Raw genomic sequence first — 16286 nt, 5'->3', positions numbered from 1 at the left:
TACGACCTAACTGCCTGAAATCGTGTGAATCTCACAGCCCGCGAACATCAGTGCGATTAACCGCAGTTGAAATAACATCCGACAAAAACTCAGAGCCAGGTGAAACCCCTGTTACCAGAAGCCGATCTCGCGCCCGCGTACAGGCGACGTAAAGCAAGTGCCGTTCGGTCTCGAACACATCATCTAGATCAGTCTCATCGACAATGGCATCTATACGTTCTGCCAATGGCAGAACATCTTCATCACAGGCCATGATCGCCACGGCTTTGAACTCAAGGCCCTTAGCTAGGTGCATTACGCCTATGGCGACACGTTCAGGAGCGTCAACAACACGTTCTGACAGTTCAATCGCCTGCCCTTCCGCCTTCTCAACCGCTTTGCGCGCTCGTCCCAGTTCCGCTCGTGACCGAACGAAGACACCAATTTCATTCGGCGCAATGCCATCAGCTAACGCATTGCTGATGAAGTTCGAAATTAGGTCAATTTCCGCTGACTCGTTGGCAACAATTTTGACAATCGGCGGTGGTCCGTCAAAAACAGAGATCGTGCCTTTACGGCTTTCTTCTAGACCATCAACATCGCGCACCAGATCGGGCAAAAGGCCGTCGGCCATAGCCCTTATTTGCTGCGACGTGCGGTAATTGACCTTAAGTGTCGAAGACCTACCTCGAACGTCGATGTTCAAAGCTTTCCACGAGAACGGTTGCTGGAATATACGCTGTCCTAAATCGCCAGCAAAAAACAACCGGTTCTGCCCCGTATCCGGGACTATAACCGAAAGCAACCTCAACTCGGGAACGCCCAAGTCCTGCGCCTCATCGACCACTATATATGAGAACGGCTTTTCCGACGTTACGCTGTAATGGTCGTACAACCGGTGAAACACTTCTGCCCACGTCAGCAGAGCCATTGACTGCAAACGGCCGCGTACTGCGTCGAAGACAGGCCAAAGCGCCTCGCGCTGCTTTGCACCAAGCCTATTCTTTCGCCCGAGCCTCGGAACCTCTCTATATCCATCTGGATTGATTACGCGCCACGCATCGATGACGTTAGTCCACTCGGAAAACAAAAATCGGCGAGAAAAGCCGCTCAAGCCTTTTTCTTTAGCTGCCTCGATGAGCAGATCACCGACTTGCTGATCAGAGGCAAGCCTCGGCTTCCGAGCAAACAAAAGCTGGAATAGCTCTGACCCCAGTTCTTGAAAAGACGCAACTGTGATGCGCGGCACCACCGATGTATCTGGCCCGGCGAGAATACGGAGTTTGGCCTTTAGATTGTTTGCTAGAGGTTCGGAGAACGTCGCCAACAGCACCAAGCTTTTTTGCTCCGACCGGATCAGTCTTACCGCTCTATGGAGAGCAACAACTGTTTTACCGGTTCCCGCTGAGCCAGAAACACGACTTGGTCCATTGAAATTGCGTTCGACAACTGCTCTCTGGGAGGGATGGAGAAAGACGGACCACTTATCCCAAGGCGCATCGAGTGCAGCCGTCAATTCATCTAAGTTCTCAACGGTAAGGAAGCGGCGTAGTGCATCGGGATGCTGATATGCTGTCCCATACCCGATCGCTGTTTCAGACTGCGGCATAGCTAGGATGCCAGTTGCTGCAAACTCCAGCAGCGCCTCCGAAGCTTCTGAAGGTAATCGCTCAGATAGCTGGTAAAAGCCCTCTTCGGTCGCCGTCTGTACTGGATAAATCCAATCTTCAGGGACACCAACAGACAGCAGATCGCTCTCATTCAATTTTGAGAAAAGAGGAACAGGCGGCGGCGGTGAAAGCCAGAATCTTGCCAGTTCGGGCTCTGCTTCTTCAATACGTTCGCGAACCTGGACAATTTGAACTGCCCCGGTAGTCGGATGCGTTTCGATACGCCTACGCATAGCCCATTCATAGGCAGCGTCATGATGATCGACATACGCCAAAAGCAATGTCGAGGCAGTTCTGTGTAATATAAGACGGATGTCGCGATTGACGCGTGCTGACCAGAAATTTTCATCCTTTGCCCTATCAATGCGATGCATCTGAAGGCCGGGACTACTGGGATCAAGTTGCAGGTCAAAAACGCTGATCTTCACTGCCTTCTGATCCTGAGCAGGAAGCTTAGCGAGCGCTGCCGTGAAAGTGTCAGCAATTATAAAATCCATCGCCGTATCCTAGCTGCCAGAGGTCGGAGTAAAATTCCATTGCTTTGCAACGGCCTCAGCAACCGGCTTGATTAGAGCCGAGACGGATTGCCTTGGTATGCCGCTTTCGACTAATCGTGAGTAGCCGCAGATTTCAAAGACTACGTAGTTTTCCAAGCTGTTGACTACACACTGATGAAGCGTCATTCCCGTCCATAGCGTAGCTGAGGCGCGCTTAGCCACTGCCTTCCTGGCCGTCTTGGGCAATGAGGAAAATGTTTGAGAATATATGCGGTGATTTGTTGGTTCGTATAGGTATCAGCCAACTGCACGTCACCACTAGGTTCTTTTAAGCCCGGCGCTTTAGGTAAATTTTTAATCTTCTTAGAAATCGCCATCACCTTTGGTTTTGGCTGACGCCGACGGCTTTTCTCAGCCTCAATCTCGGCTTGAGACGGCACCCTCTCTCCAGTTTTACTGACTTGCTTCACCTCGATATGCGTAGGCGTCTTCAATCGGGTACTTTTAGGTCTGCTACCGACACCAAATGTCTTGATGACCGTAGAACCTCCCAAATAGCTCCCCTTGCTCACGTCCTCGCCCCTCGCAGTATCATAATCCTGCCCTGTTTTATCTTCGACCGCTACTTACGTTTTCCCCAGTCGGCCGCGGACCGAAACTCACTCAGCCTTTTCGAAGCTCTGCCCCGAGCAGCATTGTCTGTCGCTGAAACCTCAGCAAGATACTTCATTCCCCGTTGAGCCGCATGGACGTAGTCTCGGTCCCACGCTTGCTCAGGAAGGTTTTTCTGAAGATCTTCAACTGCCTCTAGCAATATTCCATAAAATGTAAGCGGTTCGTCACAGCGTTTAATGAGTTCCACAACATTGTTTAATAGCTGGGCAGCTTTCCAAGTTGCATTGGATGGATCGCTGTCAGCTACAGCGCGCATGAGGTTCCGTATGATTTCCGTCACCTCGCCGGCAATATATTCGGGCCGTGCGTTGGCTTTTAGAAACCTTTCCTGGAAATCATCGTCAATCATAGCCCTACACCCTGAAAACTTTCATCACTTCGTCGCCGAAGTGGTTGATGACTTTGACGGCGATACGGCCGCTTTGCGGGCGGGCGAATGGCCGCGAGACTTCGCGGTAAAGCGTTGACCAAGCGGCTTCATCGATCTCTGCACGCAGAGCCGTTTTGAGGCTCTTGTAGGGATCGTTCGCGCCGAGGAAATAGGCGTGGCGGACGAAGAAGCTTTCTTCGTTATAATCGGTGTCGATAAACCAAGCCGCGATGGATTTGGTATCGCCCGAACGGATGTCGCCAGTATTGGGATCGAAGACATCAACGCCTTTGACACGCACCTTGATCGTGTCATCAGGCAGGTTTTCAATATCGACATCGGGTTCACCGAAGACAATGAATAGATTGCCTTTGCCGGTGTTTTTCAGTTCCCCGGCCATGTGTAGGTCGGGATTGATCTTGGCTTTCAGGATCGGCAACGGCCCCAGCTTGACCAGTTCCGAGGCGTGAGCTTCGAAGTTGAAGGCGGCGGCGATCAGAACATCAAAGCGCGATTCCGTGGCTTCGCGCGCAGCGGCCGTCAGGTCGGGACGTGAAGTCGTGCCAAATTCCGGGCCAATGAAGATGGCGGCGCGGCGTTCAACATCGCCCTCCATAAAACGACCCTCAGCCGCAATATATTCTCCCGGCCAAGGCGTCAGTGACGTGAAGGCGATCTTTTCCGCTTTGGTTGATTGCTGAACGCCGGAGCTTTTCAGGTTTTCGATAACGATCGCGGCGAAATCGGCGGGCGGTGCCGAGGCGAGATTGCGCTTCTTCTTGCCGGGGCGTTCGGCTTGGAGTTCTTCGGCGTCGGCAGGCACGACACGATGCGGCGAGAGGCTTTCGACTGTGAATGGACCTGCGACACGAACGCGATTGTTGTCCTGATAGGGGCGATCATACAAAAGCTCGACCTCCGCGCGCTTGGCAATCGAAGCATCGATTTCTTTCTGTCGCGAAATTCGGGCTTGCCACCAAGCCATGTGAATGGACTTGGCGTCTTCAGGCCAACTTGCCGCCATTTCGCGTGGAATATCCCATTCTTCCCACGTCTTGTCCAAAAGCCTATTAAGTTCATCACGAAGCGGCTCAAGTTTCGACTGCCAAGTATCCCAAACAATGTCTATTTCAGCATTATTAGCGATGGATTTTAAGCCAATATGCGGAGCGCGCTCATAAACAAAGCCCTGACGGATATCACCGTTAGTTGGAGATTGGGGCTGCGATAGGCCGGAGACGTCTTGCTCTTTACGACGCCCCTCCGGGCTATCAGCGAGAAGATAATAAGGATAACGCGCGCTCATGATGCGTGTTCGCGCTAAAGCCAAAGCTACCCGGCTTGTATCTATAGTAATCCAGCGACGCCCCCATTGTTCCGCGACATAAGCAGTAGTGCCGGAACCGCACGTCGGATCGAGTACCAGATCGCCGGGATCGGTAGCCATAAGAATGCACCGTTCAACGACCTTAACCCCAGTTTGAACAACGTAAACTTTCTCGTCCGTAAAAGACCCGGTGCCGGTATCAGTCCATACGTTAGTAAACGGAATTCGAGGGTAATCGTCCAAATACCGAATATATTGCACAGTACCAGCATTTGTAGGCCAAAGGCGATTAGCTTTACCTAAGCGCGTGAGCCCCACAGACTCGGTGGCGAATGTGCGTCGCCCCGGTGTATATTTCCTCCCTTGGAAGGAGAACTCTTTAACATCCTGATCGCCCGCAGGTCTTGCACTGGTTAGATCACCCGGTCGAAAGATGCGTGCACCAGTAGGTAATTTTGCTTCCCCGCTCCGTTCAGCAACCGACATCCTTCGGTCTGTTCCGTCTTCAAATCTAAGAAGCGTATAGACAGCGTCTGTGGATGAACCCTCGGATTTATCGTATGTCAGTTGTCGATATTTTAGGCTCTCCGATTTTTTGCAGAACCAAACTATATAATTCAGAGCTTCTGAAAGTGCAGAGCCGCCTCGGCCTGTGGTCGTCCGAAAAGCTATCTGAGTCACACAGTTTTCTTCACCGAAGACTTCATCCAAAACCGCCCTAACACGGTGAACATTCTCATCCCCGATTTGGACGAAAACTGATCCACTTTCGGTCAGCAAATCGCGCATAACCGTAAGCCGGTCACGCAGATAGGTAAGGTAGGAATGAATGCCGTCCTTCCAAGTGTCTCGAAACGCCTTAACCTGCTCCGGCTCGCGCGAAATATCGGTTTGCTTACCGTCCTTCACATCCCGGCTTTGGGTCGAGACCTGCCAGTTTGAATTGAACTTGATGCCGTAGGGCGGGTCAAAATAGATGCACTGCACTTTGCCTGCTAATGCTTCGCGTTCGGCCAAGGACGCCATAACTTGAAGACTGTCGCCCAAGATCAGACGGTTCGACCAGTGCTGATCATGCTGATAAAAATCCGTGCGTGCGTCTTCGGGGATGCCGTTGAAATCGGCAAACAGGTCTAAGTTATCGGCCCCGGCGTCCGGCCTATCAGATTGACGCTTCAAGTCATCGATGATCGCCTTAGGGTGGATTTTTTCTTGGATATAGAGCGGCGGCGTGGCGACCACCAAATCCGACCAGTCTTGCGTATCCTTGCCGCGCCAGACGAGTTGCGCGTCGCCAAGTTCGACCTTTCCGGTTTCAACCAGTTGCGCAATCTGCGCCGGGGTCAGGCTAATGCGTGCGCCATTCCAGATGATTTGCGGATCAAGGTCTTCATTGCGCTCACGACGTTCGCCTTCGGCCAAAGGGCGGGCGCGCGGATAATGCGCAGGCTCCGGCGGGCGCATTTCTTCCAAATATTCTGCGGTCGATTGAAGTTCCGCCGTTGGGATGTTCTTACGGGTGGCATCGTCGTGGACAATGGTCTCGACCGACTTAGGGCCTTTGGGAAGTTTGGCCATAGATTATGCCTCCTCTTTTGAGGTCGCTGTCTGCGCTCTCAAGTCTTCTACTAATCGGTCGAAAGTTTCTTGAATGGCGTAGACATCGCGGAACTCTTCAAATGCCCAGCGGCCAAAGGTGCCGAGGTTGTTCACGCCCGGCACCCACTGCACCTTCATGGTTTCGGCTTTAAGTTGCGCGTTCACGCCTCGGAAGCCCTTGGTTTCCAAAATCAGGTTCAGCGGTTCCGACTGTCCATCGTCTATGCGGATGATGAAGTCCGGGATGTATTTGCGTGGAACGCCCCCATCGAGGTAGGGCACTTCGAACTGCATCCCTTGGTTCTTCACATAGGACAAGACGTGCGGATTGCGCTCGACAACGCGTGCCAGTTCGGCCTCCCAATCGCTGTCCATAACCACATGGCTGACGTGGCAACGTTTGGCCGATGTTACATAGACATCCTTAGTCGTGTTGAAGGCGACATGCCGCGACGATCCTGATGGATTATAGGCGTCCAGAATGGCTTTGATACGCTTCTCGCCCGGCACTGCGCGCTGGCAGGCCAAATAGATGAGTTGGCAGGCTTTCTCGACCAATTCAGCATAAGTGATTGCTCCGACAGGCACACCCTTTGCCGTCAAGTAGCCCTCACCGATCCAACGGCGCACAACACGCTGAATGTCACCGTACAAGTGCATCGGGGCATCTTCGCCATGCTCACGGAACCGCTTAAAGAGCAAATATTTGGCGAGGTGCATGGTGATTGTGCTGGGCCGTATGTCAGCCAAAATTTCCGGCGTTAGCTCGACACCTTCGCCGACTATACCTTCCATCAAAACTGTGCACGGGCCAACGTTGTCCGGATTCAACTCAAAACGGCTGTCTTCGGTGAACTCGGCGGAGATACGTTCTTCGGGTAGGTCAAAGCGGTACCCCTCGACACGCGGGAAGGTAATTTCCAAGGCTTCGCGCTCTTTCATCGCGTGAACACGCGTCGTCTTGGCGGGCTTTTTGACAGGTGCAACAACTGGTGCGGCCGTAAAGTTGAATGGAATGCCCAAGATGTCAGCATATTCGACATCGAACAGACCGGTCTTGGGATTGAGTTCGTAAGACTGGCGACGCAAGCCGCGACCAACGACCTGCTCACACAGCAATTGGGTGCCGAATGCGCGAACGCCCATGATGTGCGTAACCGTGTTGGCATCCCAACCTTCGGTCAGCATCGACACCGACACGACGCAGTGGATTTTCTCGCCTAGACGTCCCTTACGGCCGACGGTGTTTAGGATTTCGCGGAGGACATCGGTATCGGTGATGTTGTCGCCTGCGTGCGCGTCCTGCTTGCGCTCGGTCAGTTCACGTTTGAACTGTTCGATTTGGGCGCCCATCTGATCGCGGTAGCTTTCATCTAAAGCTTCCCCGCTTTCCAAAGCCTCGGAGTCGACCAGAAGGGTTTTGAACTCAGTAAGACGATTGCCGTGCTCATCGAAGTTGCGGAACAGTTCGAGGTGGCCGCGATGCTTGTTGACCATGTGGCCATCGTCGTCTTCACGCTCGAAGCCCGCGATCCATTCGTAGACCAGCTTCGATGTGGCGGTGTTATTGCAGACGACGATAAAAACCGGTGGCGTATCAAGACCAGCTTGCTTCCAAACTTCATAGGTCTTTTCATAGTGGCTGTAGAGGGCAAAGAGCGCCGTCTGCAACTTGGCTGGAAAGGTAGATGCCAGCGGATCAAGGTTGCCAGATTTAGAGGCTCCTTTTTTCGGCATACCCTTGCCGATATGCTCCCACAGGTCGCGATAGACCGGCAGATCGCTACCCACCGCGTTGTCGGCAACAGGGATACGCGGCAATTTGACGATACCGCATTCAATAGCATCCATCAGGGAGAAGTCTGAAACCGTCCACGGAAACAGAGTGCCTTCACGGTAGCCGGAGCCACGCAAGAAGAATGGCGTCGCCGACAGATCGTAAACAGTGCGGACACCGACCTTCTTTTTCAAAGCCTCAAGGCCGGAAATCCACAGGCGCGCCGCTTCAGTGTTGCGCTTGGCTTCTTCCTTTTCTTCGGCGCCAACAGGGGCTTCTTCGTCGCCCTGCGGTCGTTCGCGGTAGCAATGGTGAGCTTCATCGTTGATGACGACCACGTTTTTGAAGCTAAGCAATTCACCACAAGCACGGCTAAGCATCGCGCCTTCGGTTTCTGTCGTTTGGATGGGTTCGCCGCGCCCCTGGAGGAAAGCCTTACCGACCTTGGAAAGCACCATAACTTCCCGACGTTTGAACGCATGATAATTGGTCAAGACGATCTTCGCCCGGCCCATATCCATCATCATGTCGGCGGGGACCAGTTCGCGCTTGGCGTAGTAGTTGTCCGGGTGGGACGGCAGTAGGATTTGCAGGCGATCCCGAATGGTGATGCCCGGCGCTACCAGCAGGAAAGCGCGGCTGAAACTTTGACTATTGGGCGAGCGGACGGCATTCAAGGTTTGCCAAGCGATCAGCATCGCCATGACCGTTGTCTTACCTGAACCCGTCGCCAGTTTCAGGGCCGTGCGCATGAGCATCTGCTCGCGCTCTGGTGCCGCTGCTAGATTGGCTGCCTGAATATGAGCCGGGAACTTGGCGTGCTGGCGTAGCTTAGGGGAAACTTCGGCCAGCCAAATTGCTGTTTCAACCGCCTCAACTTGACAGAAGAATGGCCGCTGGTCGGAGAACTCGAACGAACGCCAATGTTGTAATAGCCGCTGAGTTACAGGCGTGACGCCCCAGTCGGACGGATTCTTAATTTTACGCCAGCTTGAAACGTGGGCACGTATCTCATTGATGATGGTGAAGGTGTACTCTTGGCTTTCGGCGTCTTCACCACCTTCGTCAAACAGACCGACTTCCTTGGCGCGCTTCTTTTGTTTTTTCGCGGCTGGAACAGGCGAAATGAGCTCGGACTTTCTGCGCCCGAGAACTGGCGGCAAATTTAAAGGTTGCCCCTTGTCATCGAGAGCATGGTGCCGACTTGGTTCCTCGTACGGAGAATTAAGAATCGGTTCTTCAAAGAAACTTTTAGTCAAGGTGCCCGCCCCGCAGATGGAAGGGCATATTCCTATGTCGGTTCGGCCTTAGGCACAACTCTGAATAGGACCTAGAGCATTCTGATCGTTTTCAATGACTAAAGACCTTAATCAGCGAGCCATCGTATGCATTCTACGGGCTGTTACCCAAGGTGTTACCCATACCCAAAAGCCCGCAAGCCACAGAGACAGACGGTAAATCAAGTTATTGATTAAAAAAGAGAAAATGGTGGGTGGGCACGGACTCGAACCGTGGACCCGCTGATTAAGAGTCAGCTGCTCTACCAACTGAGCTACACACCCAAACCATTTCAGTCATCACCGGGGGTTGGTCCCCGGGATCAAGGCGGCGGAACATAGCCATTTTTATCTGGGTTACAAGCGCAAAATCAGTTTAGTTCGTATTTTTTCTGAGTCGGCTGAAAGGGACACGAAAATGGCCATGCGGGATATCACGGGAGCGGTCGATTTCGCCTACCTCGAGGCCTATACGATGAATGATATCGGCATCATCGAAGAGGTGTTGCACCTCTTCCAGCAACAGTGCGAATTGTGGGCGCCTTTGCTCGATACGGCGCATGAAGGCTGGCGCGATGCCGCCCATACATTAAAGGGCGCGGCCGCCGGCATTGGTGCGCAAGCCCTGGCGGATCTGGCCGGCGAAGCGGAAAAAGGCGACGCTGAAGGCGCGGCCGGGCGGCTGGAACGGGTCAAGACCGAGATGAACGCCGCCCTGCACGACGTCGCAGCCTACGTCCACGGCCTGCATCTGCGCAGCCTGAAGGCCTGACACAAAGCCTGCGACGCTTTTTTCGTTGGCAATCGGCGCGTGGCGTTTTAAAGCCTGCGCGACTTTATCTTAGGCTTTTCAGATGTCCGACGAAGAACTGCACATTATCTGTACCGACCGTGACGGCGCGATCCACACGCTTCCCGCCCTCGAAGGCTGGCGCGTGATGGAAATCATCCGCGACAACGGCCTGCCGATCAAGGCGGAGTGTGGCGGTGCACTGGAATGCGCCACCTGCCACGTCTATGTCGACAATGAATGGCTCCCAAAGCTGGTCGAAAAGACTGACGAAGAAGACGAGAAACTCGACGAAGCATTCATGGTAAAGCGCAATTCGCGCCTGTCATGCCAGATCATTATGCGCGAGGATTTCAACGGGCTTAAGGTGACCCTGGCGCCGGAAACCGACTAGACTCACGTTCATAGAGTTGACACGGGCCTTGGTTAAGCCTGTAACGATAGGCGTAACGTTAAGGTAGGCACTATGAAGTTCAAGACGCTTGTGACCACGATGATCATGGGCTCCCTGATCGCCACCCAGGCCCTGGCCTGGGGTGATCACGGCCACCGCATGATCGGCGAAGAGGCTATGCGCGGCCTGCCCTCGCACCTGCCGGCCTTTCTGCGTACGCCTCTTGCGATCGCGAGTGTCGGCGAGTTTTCACGTGAGCCCGACCGCTGGCGCAACTCAGGCAAGGTCCACGACTCGGACCGTAACGCCGCCCACTTCGTCGACCTGACTGATGAGGGAAAGACCTTTTCGGGCCACACACTCGATAACCTGCCCGGAACACGCTTTGATTTCGACGCGGCCACGCGCGCCGCAGGCGTTGCCCCTTGGAAGTCGGGCTACCTGCCCTATGCCCTGGTCGATGCCTACCAGCAGGTCGTCAAGGACATGGCGCAATGGCGCGTCCTCAGCCTGATGGAAACGCGTGAGACCGACAAGGCGAAGAAGGCGTGGTATCGCGCCGATCGCCTCCGCCGCGAACAACTCATGCTACGCGACATCGGCATCCTGTCGCATTATGTCGGTGACTCGACCAATCCGATGCACCTCAGCATCCATTATAATGGCTGGGGCGACTATCCGAATCCCAAGGGTTACACCAACGAAAAGGTGCACGGGCCTATCGAAGCCGATTTTGTGTCGCAGGGCCTGACACCGGCCGATGTCCGCGCCAACATGGGGGCGCCTGCTGCCTGCACGACCAAGATCGAGATCTGTTTCGCCGATCGCCTGATGAAGAGCTGGAACGACATCGAGCCAATGTATGCGCTCGAAAAGGATGGCGGCTTCAAGGACGGCGACCTGCGCGGTAAGAGCTTCCTGGCCAAGGCGCTGGGCAAGGGCGCCGCTGACCTGCGCGATGTGCTCACCGACGCCTGGCGCGACTCCAAGACCATGGGTGTCGGCTATCCGGCTGACGGCACTACATATGACGACTTTGTCGGCAACAAGGTCGAAAATCCGTGGAAACATCTGCACGGCGAGTAATCGTTACAGATTGTTTCGCGGATGTGACATGCGTTTTGCCGCGCCGCAACATACCCTTGCCGTGAGGTACCGTTCGCACGCGTATGCACGTTCTGATTATTGATCCTGATGAAGTCCGGGCCGCATCGGTCGCGGAAGGTATCCGTGCCGATTACCCCGGCCAGGAAATGATGGTCCGTATCTGGCCGCGCCTGGAACTGCGCATGCTGCGCGATTTCGACCCGGAAATGGTCATCATCGCCTGCGAAAGCCCTGACCGCGACATGCTGGAGGCGCTTCAGGTCGCCAATGAGCAGGTCCCCCGCCCCGTCGTCATGTTCGTAGACCGCTCTGACGCCAACGCGACGGCCCAGGCGCTCGAAGCCGGTGTCGCAGCCTATATCGTCGATGGCTATAATCCCAAGCGCATGTCGTCGATCCTGACCGTGGCGGCGCAGCGCTTCGCCATGACGCAGTCCCTGCGCAACGATCTGAGCAAGGCCAAGGCCGACCTGGCCGCGCGCAAGACGATCGACCGCGCCAAAGGCGTGCTGATGAAATCCCGAAACTTGACCGAAGACGAGGCCTACAAGGTCCTGCGCAAGCACGCCATGGATACTGGCCGTCCCATCCAGGCTGTGGCTGCCGACATATTGGCGGTCAGCGACCTGCTGACGCCGGGAGGCGAGTAATGTCCAGCGACATGCAGATAAAGATAGGCTTCTCTCCGCTCAACGACGCTGCCCTGATCGTCGTCGCCGAAGCGCTCGGTTTCTACGATAGCGAAGGACTGCAGGTCACGCTCAGCCGAGAGGCCAACTGGTCGACCATCCGCGACAAGCTGGCCTATGGCATGATCGACGCCGCCCACACCCTGGCGCCCATGCCCTTCGCTGCGGCGTTGGGTCTCGGGCCATCCATGGGGCGGATCATCGCCCCCATGGCCCTCGGCGCCAACGGCAATGGCGTTCTGGTCTCTGCGGCGCTGAAAGAGCGGCTGCAGGACGCAGGCGATTCTCACAAGAGCCTGATGGGCAGCGCCCGTCTGCTGGCGCGCGAAGTGGAGCGGCGCAAGCGCGAGGGCCTGGGCCGGCTGGTCTTCGCCGTGCCGTTCACCTGGTCGCCGCACCATTTCGTCCTGCGCCATTGGGTGTCGGCAGCCGGACTCGATCCCGAACGGCAGATCCAGTGGATCGTCGTGCCGCCGTCGCGCATGGCCGACATGATCAAGGACGGCGTCATCGACGGTTTCTCCGCCGGCTCGCCCTGGCCGCAGACCGCGCAGTTGCTGGGGCGCGGCGAGGTTCTGTTTTCGGACCCCGACTACTGGAGCCTCAAGCCCGAAAAGATCCTCGGCGTCCGCGCCGCGTGGGCGGAGAGCAATCCTGAAGCCGCCGTCTCTCTTGTCCGTGCCTTGCTCCGGGCCGCCCAATGGGCCGCCGACAGCAGCAATCGCGGTGACCTTATCCGCATCCTGGCCAGGCAGGCCTATGTCAGCGCGCCGCCGGAGGCCATAGAGTTCGCCCTGTCCGAAGGCGGCAGCGGACTGATGCTCGATCCCGAATCGGCGACCTTCCCGTGGATCAGCCACGCCAAGTGGTTTCTGGGGCAGATGGTGCGGTGGGGCATGCTGGCGCCCGACCACGACTTCGACCAGCTGGCGCGCAATGTGTATCGCCCCGACCTGTGGCGCGAAGCCGCCGGTTCACTGGGATTCAACCTGCCGGTCCAGGACGAAAAGGACGAAGGCGGTCATCTGCGCGCCTGGTCGCTGGCGGCAGTGCCGCAGCCGATCACCATGCCGCCTAACGTCCTGTTCGACGGCGGCGTCTTCCGCTGCGCCTGAAGCCTTTCGCGGCGAAATGAACAGCGGTCGCCGTTGAGAAATGCCACAAACGCCTGGAGCGTTTCCCCGAGCCGAAGCTCGCCCCAGCCTCAATATCGCAAATCAATAGATGTGGTTTCACTGGAAACCATATAGTCCGTTTTTTTACAATGCACACTTAGTCTCCAAAACAGACCTTCCGTCCGATTTATTGTGACAATTTTGCTGCGTTGAATTTGTGCGGCGCAGAAATATTCAAAAACAACTGTCTTGCCGATTGACGAAAGAGCGGGTTCGGACAACCCTGTACGCATGCAGCCAAGGGTGACTGCATAACTCAAGACATCGGCGCCAATGCTGGCGCCAACTCATAGACAACGACGTCCCAGGTGACCGGTCCGATTTTTCGGAGCTGTCCGCGTGGGGCGTTTTTTTATGCTTTCTTCCAAGGGGATACAGGTGAAAGTACGGGACATTTTGGCAGCAGGCTGCGCGATGAGCGCCCTGCTGGCGGCCGCTGAAGTGCGCGCTGAAGACACGATTGCCGACGCGTTGGCGGCATCCAAGCCTATCGTTGAATCGAGCCTCCGTCTGGAAGGCGTCGATCAGCAGGGCATCGCCGCAAAGGCCGAGGCCGTGACCTGGCGCAACCGCCTGGGCCTGCAAAGCGGTGAATTCCACGGCGTCAAGGCGCTTATCGAGATCGACAGCGTCATTGCGCCGACCGAAAAATACAATTCGACCATCAATGGCAAGACGACCTTTCCGAACGTCGTCGATCCGGCGGTGACCGAAATCAACCGCGCCCAACTGACCTGGACGCCAACCGCTGAAACCACCCTGACGGTTGGCCGCCAGCGCATGATCCTCGATGACGCGCGCTTCATCGGCAATGTCGGCTGGCGCCAGGATGAACAGACCTTTGACGCCGTCCGCATCGATACAACACTCTTCCGCGTCAAGCTGACCGGCGCCTATCTCGGCCGCATCAACCGCGTCGTCGCCGATGCCAAGGACTGGAATTCCAACTCGTACGTGCTGAACGCGACCTACAGCTTCAGCGAAGCGGTCAAGGTGACGGCGTTCGACTACAACCTGCGCTTCTCGACAGCGGCCAAGGCGCCTGTCGCCGCCGACATCAACAACGCCTTGATTTCGTCGGTCGACACCAAGGGCCTGCGCGTCTTCGGCACCACCTGGGTATCGTCGGTCAAACTGGGCTATGTCGCACAATATGCCGAGCAGGAACCGGCCGGAAATAACCCCGCCGTCTTCGACCTCAGCGAAACCATGCTGGAAGGTAATGCCACCTGGGACATCTTTACCGTCAAGCTTAACTACGAGTCTCTGGAAGGTAACGGCACGCAGGGCTTCGTTACACCGCTCGGTACCGTCCACGCCTTCGAAGGTTTTGCCGATGTCTTTGGCGCGACCGGCGGCAACAAGACCTTCGCCGACGGCATCAACGACCTCAACCTGACCCTGGTCGTTGCCGGTCACACCCGTCCCTGGGCGCCGTGGTTCATCAACCCGACCCTGACGGTCGTCTATCACGACATGGACACCACCCGCCTCAGCCGTCCGATCGGCAAGGAATGGGACGCCGTCCTGACCGCCGGCCTGACCAAAAATCTCAGCCTGATGCTGAAATACGCGGACTTCGAGCGCGCCGATCCGACCATGCCGGCTTCGCGCACCAAGACCTGGCTCATGCTGCAATATAAGCTTTAAGGACGTTTTGATTATGACCATTCTCAACAGACGCGAAGCCCTGTTCGGCGCCGTCGCCACCGTTGCAGCCGCCAAGGCCCTCTTCCCGTCGGGCGCCTTTGCCGCCGGCAAGGGCCCAGAAGTCGCCGCCGCTAAACTGGGCTTTATCGCCCTAACCGACTCGTCGCCGTTGATCATCGCCAAGGAGCGAGGCCTGTTCGCCAAGTACGGCATGCCCGACGTCGAAGTGCTGAAGCAGGCGTCGTGGGCCGCGACGCGCGACAACCTGGTCCTCGGCTCCAAGGGCGGCGGCATCGACGGCGCACACATCCTGTCGCCCATGCCATACCTGATCACCACCGGCCAGGCTGCAAAGCCGACGCCGATGTACATCCTGGCTCGCCTGAACACCAACGGCCAGGCGATCAGCGTCGGCAACGACCTGAAGAGCGTCAAGGTCGGCCTGAACAGCTCGGCCATGAAGGCCAAGTTCGCCCAGATGAAGGCCGCCGGCAACATCGCCAAGGTTGCCATGACCTTCCGCGGCGGTACGCACGACCTGTGGGTCCGCTACTGGCTGGCCGCAGGCGGCATCAACCCGGACGTCGACTGCTCGACCATCGTCATTCCGCCGCCCCAGATGGTCGCCAATATGAAGGCCGGCACCCAGGACGCCTTCTGTGTCGGTGAGCCGTGGAACGGCCAACTGGTCTCGCAGAAGATCGGCTATACCGCCACGACGACGTCGGAAATCTGGATGAACCATCCGGAAAAGGCGCTCGGCATGCGCGCTGACTGGGTCGACAAGTACCCGAATGCCGCCAAGGCGCTGATCGCTGCCGTCATGGAAGCCGCCCAGTGGTGCGACAAGAACCGCGCCGCCATGTGCGCCATCTCCGCCGGCCGCCAGTATATCAACGTGCCGATCAACGACATCGTCCCGCGCCTGCAGGGCAAGATCGACTACGGCGATGGCCGCGTCGTCGCCAACAGCCCGCACATCATGAAGTTCTGGGCGGATTACGCCAACTTCCCGTTCAAGTCGCACGACGCCTGGTTCATCACCGAGAACAAGCGCTGGGGCATCCTCGACAGCGATCTGAACACCACGGCCCTGGTCAACAAGGTCAATCGCGCTGATTTGTGGCGTGATGTCGCCAAGCAGTACGGCATCGCGGCACCGGCCTCGGATTCGCGCGGCGTCGAGAAGTTCTTCGATGGCAAGGTCTTCGACCCGGCCAATCCGGAAGCCTACCTCGCCAACCAGCCGATCAAAAAGCTTAGCTAACCGATTTCGTCCTATCTGGGCGAGAGGGTCGGGATGAGGGGCA

Annotated in this window: 12 protein-coding genes and 1 tRNA gene; 7 read left to right on the top strand and 6 right to left on the bottom strand. The window is 56.4% G+C overall.

All coding sequences use genetic code 11. The features are described from left to right. Nucleotides 1-31: 31 nt before the first annotated feature. From AC1DON_RS03070 to AC1DON_RS03045, 6 genes are all read right to left on the bottom strand, one after another. On the bottom strand, nucleotides 32-2146 hold the full coding sequence (locus AC1DON_RS03070) for a 3'-5' exonuclease (RefSeq protein WP_476933256.1): 2115 nt from the start codon (nucleotides 2144-2146) through the stop codon (nucleotides 32-34). Nucleotides 2147-2328: 182 nt separating this feature from the next. Next, complete coding sequence (locus AC1DON_RS03065; RefSeq protein ID WP_476933255.1) at nucleotides 2329-2718, bottom strand: hypothetical protein; 390 nt, start codon at nucleotides 2716-2718, stop codon at nucleotides 2329-2331. Between the two features lie 50 nt (nucleotides 2719-2768). After that, nucleotides 2769-3170 (bottom strand): hypothetical protein, encoded by a 402-nt coding sequence (locus AC1DON_RS03060; protein ID WP_476933254.1) that lies wholly within the window; start codon nucleotides 3168-3170, stop codon nucleotides 2769-2771. A gap of 4 nt (nucleotides 3171-3174) precedes the next feature. Then, a complete protein-coding gene (locus AC1DON_RS03055) occupies nucleotides 3175-6096 on the bottom strand; it encodes a site-specific DNA-methyltransferase (RefSeq protein ID WP_476933253.1) in 2922 nt (973 codons plus the stop codon). A gap of 3 nt (nucleotides 6097-6099) precedes the next feature. Further along, nucleotides 6100-9153 carry a BPTD_3080 family restriction endonuclease gene (locus tag AC1DON_RS03050; protein WP_476933252.1) on the bottom strand — a complete coding sequence of 1018 codons (3054 nt, stop codon included), beginning with the start codon at nucleotides 9151-9153 and terminating at the stop codon, nucleotides 6100-6102. Nucleotides 9154-9380: 227 nt separating this feature from the next. Next, a tRNA-Lys gene (locus AC1DON_RS03045) sits at nucleotides 9381-9456 on the bottom strand. 133 nt (nucleotides 9457-9589) lie between these two features. On the opposite strand from AC1DON_RS03045, the gene AC1DON_RS03040 reads away from it, so the two are divergent. The 7 genes from AC1DON_RS03040 (at nucleotide 9590) to AC1DON_RS03010 (ending at nucleotide 16243) form a co-directional block, all read left to right on the top strand. Next, on the top strand, nucleotides 9590-9943 hold the full coding sequence (locus tag AC1DON_RS03040) for an Hpt domain-containing protein (protein ID WP_476933251.1): 354 nt from the start codon (nucleotides 9590-9592) through the stop codon (nucleotides 9941-9943). Between the two features lie 82 nt (nucleotides 9944-10025). Next, on the top strand, nucleotides 10026-10355 hold the full coding sequence (locus AC1DON_RS03035; RefSeq protein ID WP_476933250.1) for a 2Fe-2S iron-sulfur cluster-binding protein: 330 nt from the start codon (nucleotides 10026-10028) through the stop codon (nucleotides 10353-10355). Between the two features lie 72 nt (nucleotides 10356-10427). Then, a complete protein-coding gene (locus AC1DON_RS03030; RefSeq protein ID WP_476933249.1) occupies nucleotides 10428-11441 on the top strand; it encodes a phospholipase C/P1 nuclease family protein in 1014 nt (337 codons plus the stop codon). Between the two features lie 83 nt (nucleotides 11442-11524). After that, a complete protein-coding gene (locus AC1DON_RS03025; RefSeq protein ID WP_476933248.1) occupies nucleotides 11525-12112 on the top strand; it encodes an ANTAR domain-containing response regulator in 588 nt (195 codons plus the stop codon). Beyond that, nucleotides 12112-13266, top strand: a complete 1155-nt coding sequence (locus AC1DON_RS03020; protein WP_476933247.1) for an ABC transporter substrate-binding protein — start codon at nucleotides 12112-12114, stop codon at nucleotides 13264-13266. Before AC1DON_RS03025 ends, AC1DON_RS03020 begins: the two co-directional genes overlap by 1 nt. 474 nt (nucleotides 13267-13740) lie before the next feature. Beyond that, the gene (locus tag AC1DON_RS03015) at nucleotides 13741-14976 is read left to right on the top strand and encodes an alginate export family protein (protein ID WP_476933246.1); all 1236 of its coding nucleotides are present in this window, start codon (nucleotides 13741-13743) and stop codon (nucleotides 14974-14976) included. A 13-nt stretch (nucleotides 14977-14989) separates the two neighbouring features. Next, a complete protein-coding gene (locus AC1DON_RS03010) occupies nucleotides 14990-16243 on the top strand; it encodes a CmpA/NrtA family ABC transporter substrate-binding protein (protein ID WP_476933245.1) in 1254 nt (417 codons plus the stop codon). Nucleotides 16244-16286 lie beyond the last annotated feature (43 nt).

This window comes from Asticcacaulis sp. P4_H10 (assembly GCF_056400965.1).
This window is presented reverse-complemented; position numbering and strand designations above follow the sequence as displayed.

What these genes read in the sequence shown, in the direction of transcription:
- AC1DON_RS03070 (WP_476933256.1), bottom strand. Translation starts at nt 2,146, where the DNA reads ATGGATTTTATAATTGCTGACACTTTCACGGCAGCGCTCGCTAAGCTT.
- AC1DON_RS03060 (WP_476933254.1), bottom strand. Translation starts at nt 3,170, where the DNA reads ATGATTGACGATGATTTCCAGGAAAGGTTTCTAAAAGCCAACGCACGG.
- AC1DON_RS03055 (WP_476933253.1), bottom strand. Translation starts at nt 6,096, where the DNA reads ATGGCCAAACTTCCCAAAGGCCCTAAGTCGGTCGAGACCATTGTCCAC.
- AC1DON_RS03040 (WP_476933251.1), top strand. Translation starts at nt 9,590, where the DNA reads ATGGCCATGCGGGATATCACGGGAGCGGTCGATTTCGCCTACCTCGAG.
- AC1DON_RS03035 (WP_476933250.1), top strand. Translation starts at nt 10,026, where the DNA reads ATGTCCGACGAAGAACTGCACATTATCTGTACCGACCGTGACGGCGCG.
- AC1DON_RS03030 (WP_476933249.1), top strand. Translation starts at nt 10,428, where the DNA reads ATGAAGTTCAAGACGCTTGTGACCACGATGATCATGGGCTCCCTGATC.
- AC1DON_RS03025 (WP_476933248.1), top strand. Translation starts at nt 11,525, where the DNA reads ATGCACGTTCTGATTATTGATCCTGATGAAGTCCGGGCCGCATCGGTC.
- AC1DON_RS03020 (WP_476933247.1), top strand. Translation starts at nt 12,112, where the DNA reads ATGTCCAGCGACATGCAGATAAAGATAGGCTTCTCTCCGCTCAACGAC.
- AC1DON_RS03015 (WP_476933246.1), top strand. Translation starts at nt 13,741, where the DNA reads ATGAGCGCCCTGCTGGCGGCCGCTGAAGTGCGCGCTGAAGACACGATT.
- AC1DON_RS03010 (WP_476933245.1), top strand. Translation starts at nt 14,990, where the DNA reads ATGACCATTCTCAACAGACGCGAAGCCCTGTTCGGCGCCGTCGCCACC.